Annotated in this window: 11 protein-coding genes; 9 read left to right on the forward strand and 2 right to left on the reverse strand. The window is 74.0% G+C overall.

Going from position 1 to position 22,508, the window contains the following annotated elements:
• The first annotated feature begins 85 nt into the window (after positions 1 to 85).
• Together AB0399_RS09080 and AB0399_RS09085 are read left to right on the forward strand one after the other, a co-directional pair.
• On the forward strand, positions 86 to 3,151 hold the full coding sequence (locus AB0399_RS09080; RefSeq protein ID WP_366410790.1) for an amino acid adenylation domain-containing protein: 3,066 nt from the start codon (positions 86 to 88) through the stop codon (positions 3,149 to 3,151).
• A complete protein-coding gene (locus tag AB0399_RS09085) occupies positions 3,144 to 6,665 on the forward strand; it encodes a condensation domain-containing protein (protein ID WP_366410791.1) in 3,522 nt (1,173 codons plus the stop codon). The genes AB0399_RS09080 and AB0399_RS09085 overlap by 8 nt, the downstream gene beginning before the upstream one ends.
• Here AB0399_RS09085 and AB0399_RS09090 read toward each other — a convergent pair.
• Positions 6,654 to 8,324, reverse strand: coding sequence for a PhpK family radical SAM P-methyltransferase (locus tag AB0399_RS09090; RefSeq protein ID WP_366410792.1), 1,671 nt, complete (start codon positions 8,322 to 8,324; stop codon positions 6,654 to 6,656). The genes AB0399_RS09085 and AB0399_RS09090 overlap by 12 nt on opposite strands.
• A gap of 113 nt (positions 8,325 to 8,437) precedes the next feature.
• Between AB0399_RS09090 and AB0399_RS09095 the strand changes: the two genes are divergently transcribed.
• Entirely contained in the window at positions 8,438 to 10,393 is a 1,956-nt protein-coding gene (locus tag AB0399_RS09095; protein ID WP_366410793.1) for a non-ribosomal peptide synthetase, read from the forward strand.
• Here the strand turns inward: AB0399_RS09095 and AB0399_RS09100 are convergent.
• Positions 10,317 to 11,069, reverse strand: coding sequence for an ArpA protein (locus AB0399_RS09100; RefSeq protein WP_329363111.1), 753 nt, complete (start codon positions 11,067 to 11,069; stop codon positions 10,317 to 10,319). The two genes, AB0399_RS09095 and AB0399_RS09100, sit on opposite strands and share 77 nt — an antisense overlap.
• A gap of 276 nt (positions 11,070 to 11,345) precedes the next feature.
• Between AB0399_RS09100 and AB0399_RS09105 the strand changes: the two genes are divergently transcribed.
• The 6 genes from AB0399_RS09105 to AB0399_RS09130 all read left to right on the forward strand — a co-directional run bounded on the left by AB0399_RS09105 (position 11,346) and on the right by AB0399_RS09130 (position 22,508).
• Complete coding sequence (locus AB0399_RS09105) at positions 11,346 to 12,602, forward strand: DegT/DnrJ/EryC1/StrS family aminotransferase (RefSeq protein WP_366410794.1); 1,257 nt, start codon at positions 11,346 to 11,348, stop codon at positions 12,600 to 12,602.
• Entirely contained in the window at positions 12,599 to 14,635 is a 2,037-nt protein-coding gene (gene pyrF / locus AB0399_RS09110; RefSeq protein WP_366410795.1) for an orotidine-5'-phosphate decarboxylase, read from the forward strand. The genes AB0399_RS09105 and pyrF overlap by 4 nt, the downstream gene beginning before the upstream one ends.
• A 77-nt stretch (positions 14,636 to 14,712) precedes the next feature.
• The gene (locus AB0399_RS09115) at positions 14,713 to 15,483 is read left to right on the forward strand and encodes a dienelactone hydrolase family protein (protein WP_329363117.1); all 771 of its coding nucleotides are present in this window, start codon (positions 14,713 to 14,715) and stop codon (positions 15,481 to 15,483) included.
• Positions 15,480 to 19,412, forward strand: a complete 3,933-nt coding sequence (locus AB0399_RS09120; protein ID WP_366410796.1) for an amino acid adenylation domain-containing protein — start codon at positions 15,480 to 15,482, stop codon at positions 19,410 to 19,412. Before AB0399_RS09115 ends, AB0399_RS09120 begins: the two co-directional genes overlap by 4 nt.
• A gap of 4 nt (positions 19,413 to 19,416) precedes the next feature.
• Positions 19,417 to 21,276 (forward strand): non-ribosomal peptide synthetase, encoded by a 1,860-nt coding sequence (locus tag AB0399_RS09125; RefSeq protein WP_366410797.1) that lies wholly within the window; start codon positions 19,417 to 19,419, stop codon positions 21,274 to 21,276.
• Positions 21,273 to 22,508 (forward strand): cytochrome P450, encoded by a 1,236-nt coding sequence (locus tag AB0399_RS09130; RefSeq protein ID WP_329363124.1) that lies wholly within the window; start codon positions 21,273 to 21,275, stop codon positions 22,506 to 22,508. Before AB0399_RS09125 ends, AB0399_RS09130 begins: the two co-directional genes overlap by 4 nt.

The raw sequence follows: 22,508 nt of genomic DNA on the forward strand, positions 1-22,508 counted from the left end.
GCGACGAACGCGACGGAGCACCCGGTGAGCACCGGTTCCCGGTGCCGCCGCCCGCAGCCGACTGGAACCGTGAGACGGGAAGACCATGCGAAGCGCTGACGCGACCGACCGGTACGACACCCCCGATACGTCCGTCCTGTCCTGGGCGGTCGAACTGACCGGCCCGCTGGACTCCCAGGCCCTGCAACGCACCCTGCGGGTGACGTTGCGGAACCCGCCCGTGGGGCAGCCGGCCATGACCCGCACGCTGGACCTGAGGCACCTGCCGGCCGCCGAGCAGGACGACGCGGTCGACCGGGTCCGGCGCGAGGAGAGCGGCGCGCTCGCGGGAGTGGCCGCCGAGGCCCCGGCGCGGACGGCCGTGTGCGTCCTCGCGCCGGATCGCCACGTGCTCGTCGTGGCCGCGCCCGGGGCCTGGGCACCGCGCCGCGCGAGCGTGCTGCGGGACCTGTCGCGCCACTACCGTGGAGAGCCCGCGGCAGGCGGCCCCGGCCAGCCCGGCGTCCCCCCGGAGCGGCCGGCCGGCCCCGGGACGCCGCGCTCCGCGGAGCCGGGCGGTGACAGCGGCGCCGAACAGGTGCGCCGGTGGGCGGAGGCGTTCAAGGGCGCCGAACGGCTCGGCCTTCCGGCCGAGCACGCCGGCACGAACGCCGGACGCACGGACACCCGCATCGTGACCCGCCCTCTGGCGCCGGACGTCTCCGCCTCGCTCGGCCCGGCCGCGGCCCGGCTCGGTGTCGACGAACCGGCCCTGGTGCAGGCGGCGTTCGCGGCCTGGCTGCACCGGCACAGCGGGCAGCGCGACCTGCTGTTCGGTACCGGCCCGTACCGCTGCGACGCCGGTTCACCGCGGGCGGACGGGCCGCGCGGCGGCGCCCCGCTCGTCGTCGTGCCGGTCCGGCTCGCGCTGACCGCCTCCGCGACGCCCGCCCAACTCGCCGATCGGTGCCGGAACGCCGTCGAGGAAGGCGCGGCCCTCGCCTCGCACGCCGGCACGCCGTCGGCGGCCTACCGGGACGCCGTCGGCGACCTCGCCCCGCGGGCCGTCGTCTCCGTCGTGCCCGGCCACGACAAAGACCCCTGGGTCCCGGGCGTGGCGGTCACCACCCGGCTGCCCGAGTACCACGACATCGGCGCCGACCTCACCCTCACCGTGGAGCTGGGTGCGCGGGACGAGGTGGCCGGGCGGTCCGGCCCGCTCCTCGCCCTGGCGTACCGCCCCGGGTCCCTGCGGCCCGGACTCGCGGAGCTGCTGCTGGAACGCTTCGAGCAGGTGCTGCGCCAGTCGTCGGCCGACCCGGCCGGGGTCCGGGTGGGCGAGTTGAGCATCGTCACCGCGCGGGAGTCGGCGCTGCCGGAGGTGGCCAGAGGTCCGCTCCGGGACTACCGGAGAGGCACCGTGCCGGAACGGTTCGCCGAAGCGGCCGGGCGGTACGGCGACCGGATCGCCGTGGCGGACGACCACGGCGGGACGTTGACGTACGCGGAGCTGGACCGGCGCACGAACGCGCTCGCCGCGCACCTGGTCGCCATCGGTGTCCGCCCGGAGCACCGGTGCGCCATCGTGTACGAGCGGGGGGTCAACGCGATCGTGGCCGTGCTGGCGACGATCAAGGCGGGTGCCGCGTACCTGCCGGTGGACCCGGCCATGCCGGTCAACCGGATGGAGGCGCTCTTCCAGGACGCGGACGTGCGCACGGTCCTGACCCACTCTCGGCTCGCGGAGCGGCTGCCCGGCCGGGCCGCGCGGGTCGTCGCCCTCGACCTCGTCGGGCCCGACCTGCCCGCGGGGGCGGGCGCCGGCCCCCGGGTCCCGCTGTCCGCCGCCAACCTGGCCTACGTCATTCCGACTTCGGGCAGCACCGGCCGGCCCAAGGCGGTGATGATCGAGCACGCCGCCCTGACCCATTTCGTCGACATGGTGCAGGACTTCTTCGAGCTGTCCGCCGACGACCGCATCGCCCAGTGCGCGGCGCTGTGGTTCGACGTGTCGGTCTTCGAGATCTTCGCCGCCCTGCTGATCGGCGCGAGCGTGCACATCGCGGGTGACGACACCAAGCTCACGCCCGGCGCCCTCCAGACCGTGCTGCGCGAACGCCGGGCGACGGTGCTGATGACCACTCCCTCGCTGCTGGAGACCCTGGACCCGGACGGCCTGCCCGACCTGCGGGTGATGTCGGTGGGCGGCGAGCCGTTCTCGGCGGAGCTGACCGCGAGGTGGGCGCCCGGGCGGCGGTTCGTGAACGGCTACGGTCCGGCCGAGGCGACGGTCGAGGTCGTGGCGAAGGTCTGCGCGGGCACCGGGCAGGACGACCCGCCCATCGGCCGCCCGCTGGCCAACCACAGTGCGTACGTCCTCGACGAACGCATGTGTCCGGTACCGGTCGGTGTGGCGGGCGAGTTGTACCTCGGCGGCGCGGGCCTGGCCCGCGGCTATCTCGCCCAGCCGGGGCCGACCGCCGCGGCGTTCCTGCCCGATCCGTTCGGTGCGGCCGGTGGCGGGCGGCTGTACCGGACCGGGGACCTCGTCCGCCGGCTGCCCGACGGCGACCTGCTGTACGTCGGGCGCACCGACCGGCAGGTGAAGGTCCGCGGCATGCGGGTGGAGCTGGGCGAGGTCGAGCAGGCCATGTGCCGGCACCCGGAGGTCAGCCGTGCCTGTGCCGTCACGGTGACCACCCCCGCCGGGGACACCGAGATCGTCGGCTACGCCGAGGTGCGCGGCGGCGGCGCGGCGGCCGACGGCATCCGCGCCTTCACCGCGGACTGGCTTCCCCCGTACATGGTGCCGGGCACGCTCGTGGTGATGGACAGCCTCCCGGCGAACAGCAGCGGGAAGGTCGACATGGCCGCGCTGTCCGCGCTGCCGTTCCCGCCCGCCCGCACGGTGCCGGGGCAGCCCGAGGCGGCGCCGCTGCCGACGGCGACCCAGAAGGCGGTGGGCGAGATCGTCCGGGAGGTGCTGCGGGTGGAGGACGCGCCCGTGGACGAGGACCTCTTCGCGCTCGGCGGCAACAGCCTCCAGGTGCTCCGCATCCTGTCCCGGGTGCAGTCGGCGTTCGGTGTCACCCTCACGCCGCAGGAGTTCTTCGAGGAACCCACGGTGCTCGGTATCGCGGCGGCGGTGGACGGCCGGCCGGCCCATGCGTGACGAGGGCGGCGGGCGGGCGCCCGGCTCCCGTCCCCTCGACACCGGCCCCGTCGACGCCGGCCCCCTCGACTCCCACCCCCTCGACGCCGGACCCGTCGACACCGGCCCGCTGTCCCCGCAGCAGCGCCAGATCTGGCTCGCCGACCAGAACGCCCCGCCGACCGGCCTGTACAACGAGGGCTGCCTGCTGCGGCTGAGCGGCACTCTGCGGCCCGAGCACCTGCACCGGGCCCTGGTCGCGCTCGTCGGACGCCACCAGGCGCTGCGCACCACCTTCCCGCTCCAGGACGGCGAGCCGGTCCAGGCGGTCTGGCCGGCGCCCGCGGCGGCCCGGTACGCCGACCCCTGGGGCGACGACCTGGTCGATCTGAGCCATGTGCCGCCCGACGTACGGCTGGAGCGGGTGCTCGGGCTCGCCCGACAGCGCACCGAGGCCGCCGTCGACACCGCGCGCGGACCGCTGCTGCGCTGGACGCTGTTCCGGCTCGGCCCCGACGACCACGCCCTCGTGCTCGCGGTGCACCATCTCGTCTGCGACGGCTGGTCGCTGCGCCTGCTGCTGCGCGAACTGGTGGAGTGGTACGCCGCTTCGGCCCGGGGCGCGGCCCCGCCCCCGCTGCCCGACGCGCCGTCCTACCTCGCGTACGCCCGCCGGCAGCACCTGCTCGGGGCGACCGCCTGGCAGGACGAGCTGGACCGCCGCGCGGACGCGCTCGCCGGGGCGCCGACCCTCGCCGAACTGCCCGCCGACCGGCTGCGCCCCGCCGTCAAGGACTTCCGCGGCCGGCGCGACGCCTTCCCGATGGACGAGGAGACCCGTCAGGCGCTGACCCGGCTGGCAGCCGGCTGCGGGGGAAGCCGGCTGGCGGTACTCGCCGCGATGTCCGGCGCGCTGGTCTACCGCTGTACCGGCCGCGGCGACCTGCTGCTGGGCACCGCCACCGATCCGCGGCCGGAGCGGTTCTCCCGCACCGTCGGGCTGTTCGCCAACCTCGTCCCGGTACGGCTGCGGCCCGACGGCGGCAGCACGGTCGACCGCCTCCTCGACGCCGCCTGCGACGCCGTCTTCGACGCCATCGACGCCGGCGCGGTCCCGCTGGAGGCGCTGGCGGCGGCCCTGCGGCCGGCCTACGACCCGAGCCATCCCCCGCTGGTCCAGCTCGTCTGCACCATCTGGGACCGCGACTACGCCCACCTGTCCTGCGCGGACCTCGACTGGGACGTGCTGGAGGTCCCCAGGACGCGGGCCCGCTTCGACCTGATGATGGAACACGTCTTCGACGCCGGCGCGTGGACGGTGCACGTCGAGTACGACACCGGCCTGTTCGGTCCTGACACCGTCGCCCGGTTCGTCGCGCACCTCGCGCGCCTGATCCGCGGCGCCGCGAGCGCCCCCGGCCAGCCGCTCGCCTCGGTGGCGATGCTCCCTCCGCCGGAGGTGTCCACCGCCCTGGCCGCGGACGAGGTGGTCCTCGACCGCGACGGCAACGTGCTGCCCGTCGGCGCGTGCGGCGAGCTGCACCGGCTGGCCGCGGGCCCCGACGGCCGGCCGGCGCCGACCCCCGCCGGACGCACCGCACGCCGCCTGCCCGACGGGCGCGTCGAGACGCTCGGACCGCTCCGGCGCCGGATCAGGCTGGGCCAACTCGACGTTCAGCTGGACCAGTTGGAGGACGTGGTGCGCGGCCTGCCGGCGGTCAGGGACGCGGCGCTCACCGCGCCCCACGGCGAGGACCCGCGACCGGTCGCGTACGTGGTGACCGAGACGCCGGCCGGCGCCGCGGACCTGGCCGGCCTCCGGCGGGACCTCGCGGCGGCGCTGCCGCGGATGTGGGGTCCCTCCGAGGTGACCGTGCTGGCGCAGATCCCCCGCCGGCCGGACGGAACCGTCGACGAGGCCCGGCTGCCGGCCACGCCGCGCGGGACGGCCGGCCCGCCGCCGTACACCGGACTCGAACGCACCCTCACCGACGTGTGGAGCCTGCTCCTGCCCGGCAGGACGGTCGGGCCGCACGACGACTTCTTCGCCCTGGGCGGCGGGTCGATGGCGGCCGCGCAACTGGCCGTACGGCTCACCGAGGCGCTGGGCGTTCCCGTCGGCGTACGGGACGTCTTCCTCCACCCGACGGTGCACGACCTCGCCGCCGCCCTCACCGCGCGGCTGCGCGACCGCACCCAGGACGTGGCGGGTGCCGCCCCCACCGCGCCTGCCGGGCAGCGACCGGACCGCGAGCCGGCGTTGTCCGCCGCCCAGCAGCAGATCTGGGTCAACGAACGCCTCATGCTCGGCGCCGCCGACGACTTCAACAGCGCGTTCGCGCACCGGATACGCGGCCCGCTGGACGCCGTCGCACTGCACCGCGCCCTCCAGCGGACGATCGACCGGCACCCCGGTCTGCGCGCCAGGTTCGAGGCGGTCGACGACATCCCCCGCCAGCACTTCTGCGACACCGCCACGGTGGCGATGCCGCTGCTGTCGGTGGAGGACCTGCCCGCGGCGGAGCGCGCCGCGCAGGCGGTCCGGCTGGCCCGCGTCGACGCCGGCACGAGGTTCGAGACGGGAACCGCTCCGCTGGTCCGCGCCACGCTGATCCGGCTCGGCGCCGAGGACCACCTGCTGTCCTGCACGCTGCACCACCTCGTCACCGACGGCACGTCGATGGGCGTCGTCCACCACGACCTGGGCGAGTTCTACGCCGCCCAGCTCACCGGCCGCGAGCCCGCACCGGCCCCGGTCGGCGCCCACTACGCCGACTACGTACGGTGGGAGCGGGCCTGGCTGGCCGGCGAACGCGGCGCGGCGGCCACCGCGTTCTGGCGGAGCAACCTCGCCGGTGCCGCCGAGCTCCGCCTTCCCACCGCACCGGGCCGGAAGCGGGCCACGCTGTCGGTCGCCTCCTGCCGCCGCACGGTTCCCGCGCCGGTGGTGCGGCGCCTGGCCCGCCTCGCGCGGCGCTGCCGCGCCACGGTGTTCATGGCGGTCACCGCCGCGCTGACGACCGTGCTCGCCCGCTGGAGCGGGCAGCGGGACATCGTGCTGGGCACCCTGGTCGACAACCGCCCGACCGCGGAGGTGCAAGGGACGGTGGGCTGCTTCGCCGGCTTCGTTCCGCTGCGCGTCGACCACGACCCGGAGCTGGCCTTCCCGGACCTGCTGGCACGGACCCGCGATGTCTGCCTGGACGCCTACCAGCACCAGCACCTGCCCCTCGCCGACATCGTGCGGGCGGCCGGGGCCAGGCGCAGTTTCGACCGCATGCCCCTCTTCCAGGCCACGGTGCAGCAGGTCCGGCCGGAGCTCCAGGCGCTGTCCCTGGCCGGCTGCCGGACGGAGCCGGCGAAGGTCACGGCGGACGTGAGCCGCTTCGAACTCACGCTCTTCGTGCAGGAGACGGCCGGGGGGCTGGTCCTCGACCTGGAGTACGCCACCGACCTGTGGGACGAGGACACCGTCAGGGCCCGGCTCGACCGTCTCGTCACCGTCCTGGACGCCGGCAGCCGTTCAGACCGCTGAGGACACGGACCGGTCCTGGGCCATCCGGTACCGGGGCGGCGCCATCCGCACCGAGCGGAACCACTCCTCCAGCTTCCGCCGGTGGTGCGCCTGCTCGGCCGGCGCGGTCGACGGCGAGGCGTTGAACGCCATCAGGCGGCTCATGGTGGTGTGGAGATCGACCAGTTGCGCCATCGTCAGGCCCTTGCCGAGCAGGTACGGCACGGCCCAGAAGTCGTAGTTGTAGCCGGGCATCCACACCGAGCCGGTGACCTCCCGGAACACGGCGTCCGCCGCGTCCGCGGCGCGCCCGGAGTCCATCGTGGCGTGCGACCAGTCGTAGCCCTGACCGGTGATGCCGAAGGTCTCCGCCTGCTGGTGGATCGGCGAACGGTGGTTGTAGAACCACAATTCGGACCGGTAGAAGGTCGGCTGCGTCTCGTTGATGAAATCCACGGTGTTCCGGACCGTCTGCTCGGTCTCCCCGGGAAATCCGCAGATGAACGACGCGAACGTCGCTATCCCCCGCGCGTGCAACTGCTCCATGGCGAATCGGTACTGGTCGCCGCTGCTCGACTTGACCATGTTGCGCAGTACCGAGTCGTCACCGGTCTCGATACCGAGGAAGACCGCCCGGCAGCCGCTGCGCCACATCAGATCGAATATCTCGGTGTCGCGGGCGGCCGAGCAGCGGAAGAACGAATACCACTCGAACGGGAAGTCGTTCCTGATCATCATCCGGCACAGTTCCTTGAACCGGCCGATCGGCACGTTGAAGGTGTCGTCCACGAAGACCAGGTGCCGGGTGCCCAGATCCGCGAGCTGCCGCAGTTCCCGCTCGACGGTCTCCACGGAGGCGACGCTCAAGGCGCCGGCCCGCACCGGGAAGTCGCAGAAACTGCACTTGAACGCGCAGCTGCGGGCGGTGCGGGTCTGCACGGTCGCGCCCAGCTCGCTCCGGTCGCACAGACCCCAGTCGATCGCGCACGCGTCGAGGCTGTTGGCCTCCGGCCGCGTGCGGGTGAACCGGAAGCCGGTGTCGGCCCGGGTGTACAGGTTGGGGACGCCCGACGGCTCCGTGCCCTGCCGCACCGCGCTGACCAGGCGTCCCAGGGACTCCTCTCCCTGGGACTCCCTGATGTACGAGTCCGCGCCGACCCACTCGAAGACGGTCGTGAGGGCTTCGGCCGACAGATCGTTGGCCAGGTTGTCCACCAGCGGGCCGCCCACGACGACATGGGCCTCGGGGTACCGCTCCCGGACGAACCGGCAGATCTCGTGCACCGGCCACGGCATGAGGTAGAACGTCGTGGTGATGGCCACCACCTTCGGCCGGCGATGCTCCAGCACCTCCTCCAGCCGGGAGGTCTCCGGCCGGAACAGGCTGATGTACTCGGCGTCGAATCCCTGCCGGCGAAGGTAGCTGGTGAGATACACGGCGGCGAGATTGGGAACTTCGCCCACGTGGTAGTACGGATCGGCGCCGACCGGTTGGAAACGTTCCGCGTAGTGGTTGATGACATCCATCGGAGCCAGCCGCGCTCCGTCCACCAGGAGGTGCTCACGCATGAACACCCGGCGTTCCGGGGATTTCGGTTCCTGAGCCATCAACCGGTGCTCGTGGAACGAGAGCGGCGGGTCGTTGTAGCCGATCACCATGCAGTCGAGACTTGAGTTCATCGTCAACCTCACTCACATGCGTCCGGGTGCGCCGGGAACAAGGGAACATGCCGACGGACAAGGCGGATGCCGAAGAGACCCATCCCGAAAATCGGTCACAGGCAGGAATCATCATGACGCCTCAACCCACCATCGCCGAGTCGGACGAAATGAAACAGAGCAGGACTCCGGTGCACCGGCTGATCGAGACGCAGGCGCGGCGGACCCCCGACCGCCTCGCCTTCACCGACGCCTCGTCGGAGCTGACGTACCGCCAACTCGACCTGCGCGCCGACGCGCTCGCCCGGGTGCTGCGCGCGGGCGGCGTCCGCCGCGAGACACCGGTCGGGCTGTACCTGGACCGCTCGGCGGACTTGCTGGTCGCGCTCCTGGCGGTGTTCAAGTCCGCCGGCACCGCTCATCTGCTGGACCCCCGGTGGCCGCACCAGCGCACCACGGCACTCCTGGCGGCGACACCGCCCCGGGTCCTGCTGGCCCGTCCCGCCGCGCTCCCCCCGGCCGCCGCGACCGCCCGCTGCGAGGTCCTGCCGGTCGATCAGGCGGCCTCGGCGATCGGCGGGCCGGAGGACCGGGCCGTTCGCGTCCCGGTGCATCCGGACAATCTCGCCTACGTCGTGCACACGTCCGGATCGACCGGCGAGGCCAAGCCCACCGGGATCACCCACCGATCCGTCAGCCACTGCGTCGCGACCCACGCGGCCGGGCACCGCGTGCACGGCTCGGACCGGGCGAGCTGGCTGGCCTCCCCGGGCTCGTCAGCGGGCGTCGGCGAGTTGTGGCCCTACCTCGCGCGCGGAGCGAGCGTGCACACCACCGACGCCGCCGTCGTCGCCTCCCCCGCGGAACTGCGCGACTGGCTCATCACGACGGGGATCACCAAAGCGTTCCTCAACTCCCTGACCGCCCAGGAGCTCATGGCGCTGCCCTGGCCGTCGGAGACCCCGCTGAGCCTGGTGACGGTCGGCGGGGACCGGGTGGCGCGCTGGGCACCGCCGCACCTGCCGTACGAGACCGCGGTCTCCTACGGGTCGGCCGAGGCGAACGGCGTCACCAGCGGCCTCGTCCCGTGGACGCGCAGATGCACCTCCCACACCGCCGGCCACGCCCGCAGGTCCGCGCCGCCGCCGGTCGGCCGGAGCTGGCCGGACGTGCGGGTGATGGTGCTGGACGACTCGATGCGGCCGATGCCGACCGGCGGGGTCGGTGAACTGTTCGTGGCCGGACCCGAACTCACCCGGGGCTATCTGGACCGCCCCGCGCTCACCGCCGAGCGGTTGCTGCCGCATCCCCGGCCCGCCGTCCCCGGCGAGCGCGTCTACCGGACCGGGGACCTGGCCGTCCTGGACCGCGACGGCATGCTGCATCACCACGGCCGGACCGGGGACCTGGTGAAGGTGCGCGGCCACCGGGTGGAGCCGGGCCAGGTGCAGGCGGCCGTCCTGGAACACCCGGACGTCCGGGCCGCGGAGGTCGTCGGCGTCCCGGATCAGGACGGCCGGACCCAGTTGGTGGCCTACGTGGTGGCCGGCACGGACGGGCCCGGCACGACGGTGCCCGCCGGACTGCGGCGCTTCCTGCTGCGACGGCTGCCCGAACACGAGGTGCCCGCGGTGGTGATCGGCCTGGAGCGGCTGCCGCGCAACGCGAACGGCAAGGTGGACCGGCGGGCGCTGCCGGTTCCGGTCCTCCCGCCGGCCGGCCCGCCGGTGCCGGATGCCGGGCGGCCGGACGGCGCCGGGAGCGGCCTCCCGGCCGGCGACCCGGAGGAGGACGACGCGGCCGCACAGGTGCGGCGGATGTGGACGGCGCTGCTGCGGGTCGACAGCGCCTCGGCGTCCGACGACTTCATGCTGTCCGGCGGCACTTCCCTGCTCGCGGGGCGGCTCGTCGCCGCCGTCCGCGACGACCTCGGCGTACGACTGCGGCTGCGCGACTTCAAGCACCTGGAGGGCATCGGGCACCGCCGTCGTGACTCCGTCGGGTACGCGGTGTTCAGTCGAAGAGCGCGTCCATGGTCTCGTGCGAGTCCGCGCTCTCCAGGTCGGCGGCGTTCGCCCAGGCCGTGTTGAGAATGATGCGGGTCGCGTCACGGTTGAGCGGGACCGTCCGGTGCAAGGTGGTGTCGGTCCGCAGAAAGTAGATGTCCCCGCTGCTGTGGTAATAGGTCTTCACCGGGTACTTGACGAGATAGTCGTGCACGCGCGGGTCGGACTTGTTCCAGTCGGTGTGCGGAACGCACTGGAGCATTCCGCCCGCCTCGATCTCGGGCGCCTCCACGATCCAGATGAGCGCGAAGGAGAAGTCGCCCCAGTGCCACCCGTGGGTGTCACCGACCTTCTCCTGCTTCGTCATGACGAAGCGCTCCGGCTCGTAGGGACACGGCAGCACCCTTTCCCCGGCCAGCCGGGACAGGAATTCCAGCAGCGCGGGCGACTCGTAGACCGCCGGCACCAGTTCGCTGTTGTCGGCGATGTGGCGGAAGCCGACCGTACTCATCCTGCGGGGCGTGTTCGACGTCTCCTTGAGTGTGGTGTCGATGCGTTTTGCCTGGTCCAGCAGCCGACGGGCGTCGTCGCCGATCGCGCGCTTGAGATCCGGCGGCACGATCCCGGACACCTTGACGTAGCCCTCGCGGCGGAAGTGCTGGGAGAGCCCGCGGACGGTCCAGTCGTCGTGGAATTCTTTGGCCAGGTGATTCCGCAGCTGTTCCTCGATGTCGTTCGCCAGCGCGTCGTTCTCGCCCACAGCACAACTCCCGTCGATCGGCCGGCTGAATGAGTCCGGGCAACATAACCCGCGCCGATTGCGGTCGACAACGGTGTACCGGACGCAAAGCGGCGGGACCGGAAAAGCGCGGCCCGGCCGCCTTCCGGCGTTACGCGCGGACCACCCCGAGCGGGGCTTGCGCACATTGCCGACGCACTGCACTGTGGTCTGCGAGTCCGGTTCGACGACCTTCGTGAGCACCTTCCACCTCCCGCGGCGCGAGGAGGTTCTTCGGCGTGCGGAAAGGCAGCGGCGATGACAGCAGTTGGCGCGCGTCCGGCGGATGCGGGCGGCGGTGCGGCGACCGGAGCGAAGCTCGCCCATCCACCGGAGTGGCCCGTCTACCGGGACGACACCATCGAGTCGGTGGCCCGAATGCTGCGCGCCGGCCGGTCGTTCGACTACGGGCACGGGCCGGAGATCGCCGCGCTGGAGGAGGCGTTCGCGCGCTACCACGGCCGCCGGCACGCCCTCGCGCTCAACTCGGGCACCTCCGCGCTGTTCGCCGCCTACTTCGCGCTCGGCCTCGGCGAGGGCGACGAAGTCGCCACGCAGGTCTACACGTTCTTCAGCGCGGTCAGTCCCCTGCTGCTGCTCGGTGCCGTCCCGGTGCTCACCGATGTCGCGCCCGCCACCGGCCAGGCCACCGCCGAAGGGCTCGCCGCGGCATTCACCCCCCGGACCAGGGCGATCGCCGTCACCCACCTGTGGGGGAACCCCGGCCCGATGGACGCGATCATCGCCCTTGCCCGGGAGCGGGGGGTCCCGCTCGTCGAGGACTGCTCCCACGCCCACGGCGCGCGGTACCGCGGCCGGCCGGTCGGGTCGCTCGCGGACATCTCCGTCTTCAGTATCGGCGGGCACAAGGCCGTCTCCGGCGGCCTCGGCGGCATGCTGCTCACCGACGACCCGGACCTCTACGCCCGCGCCTGCCTGCTCGCGAACTTCCGCCACCGGACGGACCTCACCATCCACGACGAGCGGTACGCGGCGCTGCTGCCGACGGGACTCGGCGGAAACCTCCGGATCAGCCCGACGGCCGCGGTGCTGGCCCTGGAACACCTGGAGAGCCTGGACGTCATGGTGTCCCGCCGGCAGGCGAACATGGGCGCGCTGGTCGACGGCCTCACCGCCCTGCCCGGCATCCGGGCGGTACCGGTGGAGCCGGGCAGCAGCACGGGCGCGTGGTACGACGGCGTGGTGGAGGTGGGCGACGACGCCCGCCTCGACCGGGACACCCTGGTCCGGCTGCTCCAGAGCCGCGGGCTGAACGTGCGGGCGCCCTCGACCCGCCCCCTGCACCACTACCCGCTCTTCCGCGGCAGCGCACCGGACTGGTCGCCCCGCACCGCGCGGGCCGCCCGCGCGGCGGCCCGGTCCGGTGCCCGTGCCTTCCCGCGCGCCGACCACCTCTTCGCCCACTGGCTCCGGCTGCCCGTCAGCTTCCTGTACGAGCAGGACAGTCCGCTGCCCGGACGCTACGTCGAGGAGTTCGCGGAGCTCCTCGCATGACGCGTCAGGCGCGCGCCACCTGGCGGAGTCCGGCGGAGCCCGGGCCCGCGGCGCCCTCGGCACTGTCGACGCTGCATGTGGTGGCCCCCGGCTCGCTGCTCGCCTGGCTGCCCTACTTCGTGGCCGACCCCGGTGGCCTTGACCAGGTCGTGCACGCCGGCACCGGCCCGGACCTGGCGTCCGAGGAGGCCCGGGACGCGCTGCGGGGCACGGACGCGGACCTGGTGGTGTTCCACTCCAGTCACGAGACGCTCCTGCGCGACAGCGCGCTCGCCGACGAGCTGCGCGCCCAGGGACGCACCGTGCTCGCGCAGTCGGCACGCGCGGCACGGCTCGGCGTCGACAAGTTCGCGATGCGCGGGCTCCTCGACGAGGAAGGGCTGAGCACGCTTCCCTGGTGGCCGGGCGACCGGCCGCCGCCGGCGCCGGCCGGCGACACGCCGGTCGTGGTGAAGTCGCGCTTCGGCACCCAGAGCGAGGGCATCCGACTCGACCTGGCGGGCGCGGCCGCGGCCGGTCCGGACGAGTTCTGCGAGAGCTATGCCGACGGCACCGAGTACTCCGTGCTGGTCTACCGGGACGCCGCGGGCGCCGCGGTGCTGCCGCCGGTGTGGAAGGGCGCCACCAGCCGCCACCTGGTCCCGCCCTGGCGGCGGTTGCGGCTGTGTCCCGACCCGTTCGGCGGCTCCGCCCTCGACCGGGTGCTGCGGGAGTACGGCCTGCGCACCGCGGTGGCCGCCGGCTCGATCGGCTGGGCGGAGGCCGAACTCCTGGTCACGGCGGAGGGAACCGTGCACGTCCTGGAGATCAACCCACGGGTGTCGGGCACGCTGCGGATCGCCGCGCTGGCCGCCGGGCTGCCGGTCTTCGACATGCACCGCAGACCGGGCGCCCGCGGAGACCTCCCGGCCCACGGGGTCGCTGCCGAACTGCCCTACTCCGGGCCCTCCTTCGCCGATCCGGAGCGCGGGGTCTTCGCCACGTCCCGGCTGACGGCGGTGGCACCGACCTACGGCGAGCTGGCGACGGTCGTCCAGCAGCGGGCGGGTGACTGCCCGGTGGTGGAGGGCACCGCGCGGTTCGGCCCGGTACTGGCGGGACTGGCGGGCGCCGAGCGGTCCGGACCCGGTACCCCCCACGCGGTCACCACCCCACGGAGGAAGCCAGTGCGCGATCGGACACGTGCGCGGAACCCGGCGCCCAGGACGGGCTTCTCGGGCTGGCCCGAGCTCACCGCCGAGCGCACCAATCTCGCCGTCGGGATCGCCCCGTCCCCGAAGTGGCTGTCCGCATGGGGGCTGCGGGACGACCCGGCCGGCGTGGAGGAGTTCTGCAAGCGCCTGCTGGACGCCGTGGAGAGCGTCGCCGCGGTCAAGGTGCAGACGCCGTTCTTCGAGCGGTTCGGCCCGGAAGGGCTGGAGCTGATGGCGGCGTTCCTGGCCGGTTGCGCCCAGCGCGGCACCCTGACCGTGGCCGACGCGAAGCGCTGCGACACCGCGGACACCATGGCCGCGTACGCCGATCTCTATCTGGGCCCGCAGAGCGTCCTGGGCGCGGACGCCGTGACGGTGGCGCCCTTCCTCGGTCTCGATGCCACCGCCGCGCTCTTCGACCTGGCCGCCGGCCGGCGGTGCACGGCGTTCCTGCTGGTGCGCACCAGCAACCATGAAGCGGGAGCCCAACTCGCCCGGAGCGCGGACGGGGTGACGGTCAGCGAGCAGCTCGCCGACGGGATCGCCGGCCACAACCGCCGTTTCGCCGCCGACGGTGCCCCCGGTCCCGCGGCGGCGGTGGTGGGCGCTCCCCCGCACGAGGCGGTGGCCCTGCTGCGGCGGATGCCCGGCACCCTGGTCTCGCTGCCCGGGCTCGGCAGACCGGGCCGCACCGTCGAGGAGTTCCGCGAGGTCGTCGGGGCGGCGGGGGCGTCCCGAGCGATGCTGCCGATCACCTCAGGAGTGCTCGAGGCGGGACCCGCCGCCGTGCTGGACCGGGTCCGCCACTGGCAGGAGGTGCTGCGGCCACTGCGCGGGTGAGCGAGGCCCTCGCCCGCTCGCGCACACGACCGGTCCCGCCGTCCAGATTCCGCTTTCCGGTGCCGCAGGAGGAGCCGATGAACGATCTGCCCCGGCCTTTCGCCCGAAACGGCCCCGAGCCGTCCGATCGCACGGTGATCGCCCGTACCCCGGTGTGGACGTTCCTGCCGCCGGCCGAGCCGGTGGGTGCTGTGCTCTTCCTGCACCACCGCACCGGGCTGGACGACTTCACCGCCGACATCACCGCCCGCCTGCTGGGGCTGGGATGTGCCGTCACCGTGCCGGAACTCTTCGCCGGGCAGCCGCCCGGCCTCGCTCCCGAGGAGCGCAAGAGCCTGCTGCGCGACGAGGAGTTGCTGGAGGTGATGGCCGGGGGGACGCGGCTCCTGCGCCGGACCGGCCGTGACGTGGCGGCGCTCGGCTTCTGCATGGGCGGCCGGCTGGCCTTCCTCGCAGCGGTCGCGGGGACCGGTGTCGACCGCTCCTGCTGCTTCTACGGCGGCGCCCTGGACCAGGGCTGGCACCACGCCGTCAGTCCGCTGGAGCGGACGAGCGCGGGGGCCGCACCCGTCCAGTTCCACCGCGGATCGCGGGACACCAACCCGGACGCGGGGCGACTGGCCCGCGCGGTGCAGGCGTTCGACGAGGTCGGCGGCTACCTGGAGGCCTGCACCTACGCGGGCGCCGGGCACGCCTTCGCCAACCGCTTCGCGGCGGACCGCCACCACCCGGTCGTGGCAGCGCGCGCCTGGGACCGTGCCACCGCCTTCCTGGGGCTCGCCGCGCCGGTGGAGCCGCGGCGGCACCCCGCGGGGGCCGCGGCCGGCCGGCCGGAGGACCCGCGATGAGCGTGGAGGGCATCTCGCGCCCCGGCGGCGGCTCCCGCGCTGAGGGTCCGCTGACCTACGCGCAGGAGGGCATCTGGCTGACCGAGCGGATGTTCCCGGAGTTCGCCACCTACACCGGGGTGCGGTGCTTCGCGCTGCGCGGCGACCTCGACCCCGGAGCCCTGACCCGGGCCGCGGCCCGGCTGGGCGAACGCCATGTGGCGCTGCGCACGGTGATCGACGTGGTGGGGGGCGTTCCGCGCCAACGGGTGTGCGTCGACCGGGTGCTGGCACCGGAGGAGGTCGATCTGCGGGGCGACCCGGACCCCGCCGGCGCCGCCGCGCGCCATGTCGACGCCGCCGCGGCCGGCAGCTTCGACCTGTCGCGGGGCCCGCTGTTCCGGATCGTCGTCCTGCGCACCGGCGAGGACCGGTGGACCCTGCTGCTGGTGGCCCACCACGTGGTCATCGACCTGCTGTCCTGGCCCATCCTGCTCGCCGACCTCGGCGCCCTGTACGGCGCCGAGACCGGCGGCGGCGACGCCGGTGAGGCCGCCGAGGCGGCGCCTCCTCTCCGCCCGGCCGACTACGCCGCCTGGCAGCGCGCCCGCGAGGACCTGCCGGAGGTGCAGCGGCAGGTCGCCTACTGGTGCCGCCGGCTCGCCGACTGCCCGCCCGTGCTGGACCTGCCGACGGACCGCCGGCGCGACAGCGACCGCGAGCGCGGAGGAGGCGTGCACCAGGTCACGCTGCCGGCGTCGGTGACCGGCGAACTGGCGGCGCTGACCCGCTCGGAGCGCACCACGCTGGTGGTGGCGTCCCTGTCCGCGCTCGGCGTCCTCCTGCACCGGTACACCGGGCAGGAGCACCTGAGCATCGGTCTTCCGGTCGCGGGCGAGCGCTTCCGTCCCGAGGTCGAGCGCCTGGTCGGGATGTTCGCCGGGTCGTTCCCGGTGCCCCTGGACCTGGGCGGCGACCCCTCCTTCCGCGAGTTGCTCACGCGGACGAAGGCCACCGTCTTCGGTGTGATGGGCAACCAGGACGCCCCGTACGAGTTGCTGCTGCGCACCCTGCGGCCCGACCAGGGCGTCAGCACCGTCGCCTACCAGCAGGTGAGCCTGAACATCAGGTACCCGGAGCAGGGTTCCTTCGCGCTGGGCGACCTGGCGACCGTCGCGGTGCCGCACCAGCGGTGGTTCCCGCTGGGCGACCTGACGCTCACCGTCGACGCGAGCACCGATCCGACCATCCTGTACTGGATCTACGACAGCGCGCTGTTCGACGCCGGGACCGTGGCCGCGATGGCCGACCAGTTCACCCGTCTCCTGGCCGACGCCGCCCGCCACCCCGATCTCCCCGCCAGCCGGCTGTCGTTGGCCGAGCCCCCGGCCGCCCTTCCGGCCGGCGCCGCCCCGAGCGGGACCGTGCACGCCCGCTTCGCCGCGCAGGCCCGGCGCCGCCCCGACGCGGTCGCCGTCGTCCACGGCACGCGGCAGATCGGCTACGGCGACCTCGACCGGCGTGCCGACGCCGTCGCCGGGTACCTGCGCCGGCACGGCGTCCGCCGCGAGGACACCGTCGGGGTGTGCCTGCCGCGCTCGGTGGACCTCGTCGTCGCCTACCTCGGCATCCTCAAGGCCGGCGGCGCCTACGTGCCGCTGGACCCCGACCACCCGGACCCCAGGCTCGGCGAGGTGCTGCGGCAGTCGGGTGCGCGGTGCGTGGTGACGGACGCCGCTGCCGCGGGCCGCGACTGGCCGCGGGGCCTCGGCGTCCTGCGCGTCGAGGAGGCGGCCACCGGGCACGGGGAGGCCGGCCCGCTCGCTGACGACGGGCACCCGGACGCCCTCGCCTACGTCATGTCCACCTCCGGGTCGACCGGCGTCCCCAAGGGTGTGGCGATCACCCACCGCGGTGTCGTCGGTCTGGTGGTCGACGCCAACCACGTGAGCATCGCACCCGGCGACAGGGTCGCGCAGACGGCCAACCCCTGCTCGGACAACACCACCTTCGAGATCTGGGCTCCCCTGCTCAACGGCGGCTGCGTGCACATCCTCGACCGCGACGTGATCATGTCGCCGCAGGCGCTGCGACGGGCCCTCACCGACGCGCGGATCGACGTGCTGTCGGTGCCCAGCGCACTCGTCAACCACGGGGCGTACACCGGGCAACTGGGCGGCGCACCGCTCAGGGCGCTGTACTTCGGTGGCGAGGCCGGCAGTCCGCACGCGGTGCGCGCGCTGCTGTCCACCGGCTTCGGCGGGCAGGTCGTGCACACCTACGGCCCGACGGAGACGACCATGCTCGCCACCTACGAGCCCGTCAGCCATGTCCCCGACCGGGCGGTGCGCCTGCCGGTGGGCCGTCCGGTGTCCGCGACGGACGTCCACGTCATGGACGACCGGATGCGGCCGCTGCCGGTCGGCGTGCCCGGGGAGCTCTGCGTCGGCGGGGACCGGATCGCCCGGGGCTACACCGGGGCCGCGGCCTCGACGGCGGAGCGCTTCGTCCCGCACCCGCTCGCCGGCCGTGAGGGCTCCCGGCTGTACCGCACCGGTGATCTCGCCCGCCGGCTGCCGGACGGCAGGTTCGAGATCCTCGGGCGGATGGACCGCCAGGTCAGCGTCCGTGGATTCCGGGTCGAGCCCGGCGAGATCGAGAGCGCGCTGGCGGCGATACCAGGGGTCGGCGAGGCGGTGGTCGTCGCGGCACGCGCGCGGGACGGCGGCGCGGACGGCGGCGCGGACGGCGGCGGCCTGGTCGGCTACGTGTCGCCGGGCGAGTCCGCGTCCCTCTCCCCCGCCGCGCTCCTGCGCACCCTGCGGGAACGCCTTCCCGAACACATGGTCCCCGCGCACCTCGTGGTGCTGCCCCGCATTCCGCTCACGCCGAACGGCAAGGTCGACCACCAGGCCCTGCCGGCGGTCACCCCCGGGACCCGCGTGTCGGGCACCCCGATCACCGACGCCACCGAGAAGGTCGTCGCGGACCTCGTGACCGACCTGCTGGGCCTGGAATCCGTCGGCCGGCACGACCAGTTCCCCGTGCTGGGCGGCAACTCGCTGTTCCTCGTCCAGTTGCTCACCGAGCTGGAGGCCCGGGGCCACGAGGTTCCGGTGCAGGTCCTGCTCGCCCGCCAGAGCGTCGCCGAACTCGCCGAGTGGATGGGCTCGCAGGCGGTGCCGGCCGACGTCACGCCCGGCGCACCGACCCTGGTCCTGATGGGCGTCGAAGGCGCCGGCCTGGGATACGGCCCCTGGCTGAGCGCGATCGGCGACCGCTACCCGCGCCGGCTGGTGGACGTCGTCGGCACCCGCGGCAGCCACCTGACGACCCTGGCGGCGGCGCAGGTGACGGCACTGCGGGAGACGCTGGCGACGAACCCGGTGGTGTTCGCCGGATGGTCGGCGGGCGGCGTGCTGGCACACGAGATGGCCCGGCTGTGGCACGAGAGCGTGGGCGGGCTTCCGCCGGTGCTGCTGATCGACTCGCCGGTACGCCCCGCACCGGCCGCACCGGGCTCGTCCGGCGTGCTGGCCGCCTTCCTGCACGATCTCGCGTTGCGCGCGGACATCACGCTCCCGCTGCCGGACCACGTCGACGAGCGCTTCCCCGACCGCGTGCTCAAGGACGTGGCGGCCGGGGGCCCGCTGGACGTCGACGAACTACTGGCGCGGTACGAGGCGTTCAGCGCCACCGTCGAGCTGGTTCTCGCACACACCCCGACGTACTACCCGGGCCCGGTGAGCCTGGTCCAGGCGGCGCGGTCGCGGTCGCTCGCGACGGACTGGCGCCCGCTGTGCGGGGCGCTGGAGGTCGTGGACCTGCCCGGCGACCACTACTCGGTGCTGCGAACGCAGCCGCGGCGTCTCGTGGAGCTGGGGGCCGCGCTGCTGCGGCGGGCCCGGGCCGAAGCGAGCGACCGCGAGGCACGTCCCAGGATGAGGTGATCACGTGGCGGCACTGCACAACACCGGTACCGAACCGGCTACGGGCATTCACGAACGGGTTCGGCAGTGGGCCGAACGGCAGCCCGACCAGATCGCGATCAGCGCGGAGGGCACCAGCCTCACCTACCGTCAACTGGTCACCCGGGCCGAGCTGCTGGCCGAACAGCTGAGCCGGTCCGGGGTCGGCCACGAGACGGCGGTCGGCGTCACGGCCCTGCGCTCACCGGAGTTCGCCGTCGGGGCCCTGGGCATCCTGATGGCGGGCGCCTACTACGTGCCCGTCGACCCCGGTCACCCGCAGGCACGGCAGGAGGCGACGATCGCGGAAGCGGGGGTGCGCCGGATGGTCACCCGCCCCGCCGACGTCGGCCGCTGGAACGCGCCGGGGCCGGCCGGCGTCGCCATACCCGGCGACACCGGCGCTTCACCGGCGCCCGCCGGCCCGCGCCGGGCGACCCACCCGGAGAACCTCGCCTACGCCATCTACACCTCGGGGTCCACCGGGCGGCCCAAGGGCGTCGCTGTCAGCCACGGCAACGTGCTCGACCTGATCGACGGCGACCCCCGGTTGCGCATCGCCCCGGGCGACGTCGTCGCGCAGTTCGCGCCCACCTCCTTCGACGCCTCGGTCTTCGAGCTGTGGTGCGCGCTGGGCAGCGGTGCGCGCGTGGAGGTCATCGCGCGCGACGACCTGACCATCCACGCGATGGCCGGCGGCATCCGCGCCGCGGCGCCGGACTGGCTCTTCCTGACCACCGGCCTCTTCCACGCGCTGATGGAGCAGGCCCCGGACGCGCTGGAGGGCGTCACCCGGGTCATCACCGGCGGCGACGTCCTGTCCGCCCGGCACGTCCGCGCCGCCACCGGGCGCTGCGCGCGGGTGTACGCGGCCTACGGACCGACCGAGACGACCGTCTTCAGCTCCCTGCACCGGGTCGACCCGGCCGGCACCGGTGAACGGGTCCCGCTGGGTACCCCGTTGGCCGGCCGGAGCATGGAAGTGCTCGACGCCGACCTGCGGCCGCTCCCGGACGGGGAGACCGGCGAGATCTACGTCGGCGGCGGCGGAGTCGCGCGCGGCTATCTGCACCGCCCACGCGAGTCCGCGGAGCGCTTCGTGCCCGATCCCTTCGCGGCGGCCCCCGGCCGGCGGATCTACCGCACCGGCGACCTCGGCCGCCGTCTCCCGGACGGCGCGGTCGAGTTCGTGGGCCGGATCGACCGGCAGGTGAAGATCCGCGGCTTCCGCGTCGAGCCCGCGGAGGTCGAGGCGTTCCTCACCACGTGCGAGGGGGTCTCCGCCGCGGCCGTCACCGTCGTGGGCGCCGCCGAGGAGGAACGGCGCCTGGTCGCCTACGTGGCGGCGGAGCCCGGGGCCACCCTCAGCCAGGCGGACCTGCGGTACCTCGCCGACGAGGGACTGCCCGGCTACGCCCGCCCGTCGTACTACGCCCTGCTCGACGAACTCCCCCTCGACCGGAACGGGAAGGTCGACCGGCGGGCACTGCCCGCGCCCTGGCGCTCGCGGGAACTGATGGGACTCGACGACTACGTCCCGGCGTGGACCGCGACCGAGAAGGCCGTCGCCACGACGCTCCAGGAACTGCTCGGCCTGGACCTGGTGGGGAGGGATGACGGCTTCTTCGCGCTCGGCGGCACCTCGCTGCAGAGCGTGCAGGTCCTGGAACGGCTCCGGTTGATGGGCTACCGGCTGTCGTCACGCGAGTTCTTCGCGCACCCCACCGTCGCGCTCCTGGCGGAGTTGCTGGACGGCCGCAGTGGCAGCACCTCCGGGGGGGCCGCCGAGTCCGCCGGTGCCGCCGGCGTCGTCGAGGCCGTCGAGGCCGAGACGGGACGGTCATGAAGATCACCTCGTCGACACCTGACGACGACGTCGACCTCGCCACGGTCGACCTCTTCGACCCCGGCCGCTACCGGGACGGCTGCCAGCACGCCGCGTGGCGGACGCTGCGCCGGCACGCCCCGGTGTGGCGGCAGCACGCGGCCGGCGGCACCCCGTTCTGGTCGGTCACCCGGCACGCGGACTGCGGCAGGGTACTGCGGGACACGGAGACCTTCAGCTCCGAACACGGCACGATCCTCGCGTCGGTGGGGGTCGGCGACCCGGCCGGCGGCCAGACCATCACCCTCATGGACCCGCCGGAGCACGGCGAGGTGCGGATGCCCGCGATGCGGCTGCTGAGCCGGTCGGGCGTCGAGCGGCGGACCGCCCGGATACGCGAGCGGATCGACGACCTGACCGCCTCCTTCGTGGCCGCGGGCGGCGGGGACTTCGCGGAGGTCGGCCGGCGGCTGCCGATGGCGATGTTCGGCGACCTCATGGGCGTGCCGGAACCCCTGTGGGAGGAGATCGGGCGCTGGGCGGCGGTGAGCATCGCGCCGGAGGAGCCGGAGTACGCCGTCGGCGCCACCGTGCAGGAGACCATGCTCAACGCCCACCACGAGTTGTTCGACCTGTTCACCGAGGCGCTGCGGCACCGCCGCCGCGACCCGGGCGACGACCTGCTCACGGTCCTGTCCTCCCTCACCGTGCGCGGGCGGCACCTGACGATGCGGGAGATCGTGCTCAACTGCTACAGCTACGTCCTCGGCGCCCACTCCACCACGCCGCACGTCGCCGGGCACGTCCTCCACATCCTCACCCAGCAACCGGAGTTGAGCGCCGCGGTGCGCGCCGACCACCGCCTGCTGCCCGCGCTCGTCGAGGAGGGCACCCGGTGGACGTCACCGACGCACCATCTGATCCGGCGCGCCACCCGCGACACCGAGCTGGCCGGCGTCCGGGTCCGCGCCGGCGACTGGGTCTGCGCGTGGGTCGCGTCGGCGAACCGGGACGAGGACGTCTTCGAGGACCCCTACCGGTTCCGGATCGACCGGCGCTCCCACGGCCACCTCGGATTCGGCGCCGGCCCGCACTTCTGCGTCGGCACGCACCTGTCGCGCGCCGCGCTCGTCATGCTCCTCACCCGGCTGCTGCGACCGTCGGCGGTCGTCGAGGCGGTCGGCGAGCCGACCCATCTGTACTCGAACTGGATCAACGGCCTGACTCACCTACCGATCGGCTTCCGGGGCTAG

The sequence above is a fragment of the Streptomyces sp. NPDC088194 genome (assembly GCF_040702025.1).
In the GTDB taxonomy this organism is placed as follows: domain Bacteria; phylum Actinomycetota; class Actinomycetes; order Streptomycetales; family Streptomycetaceae; genus Actinacidiphila.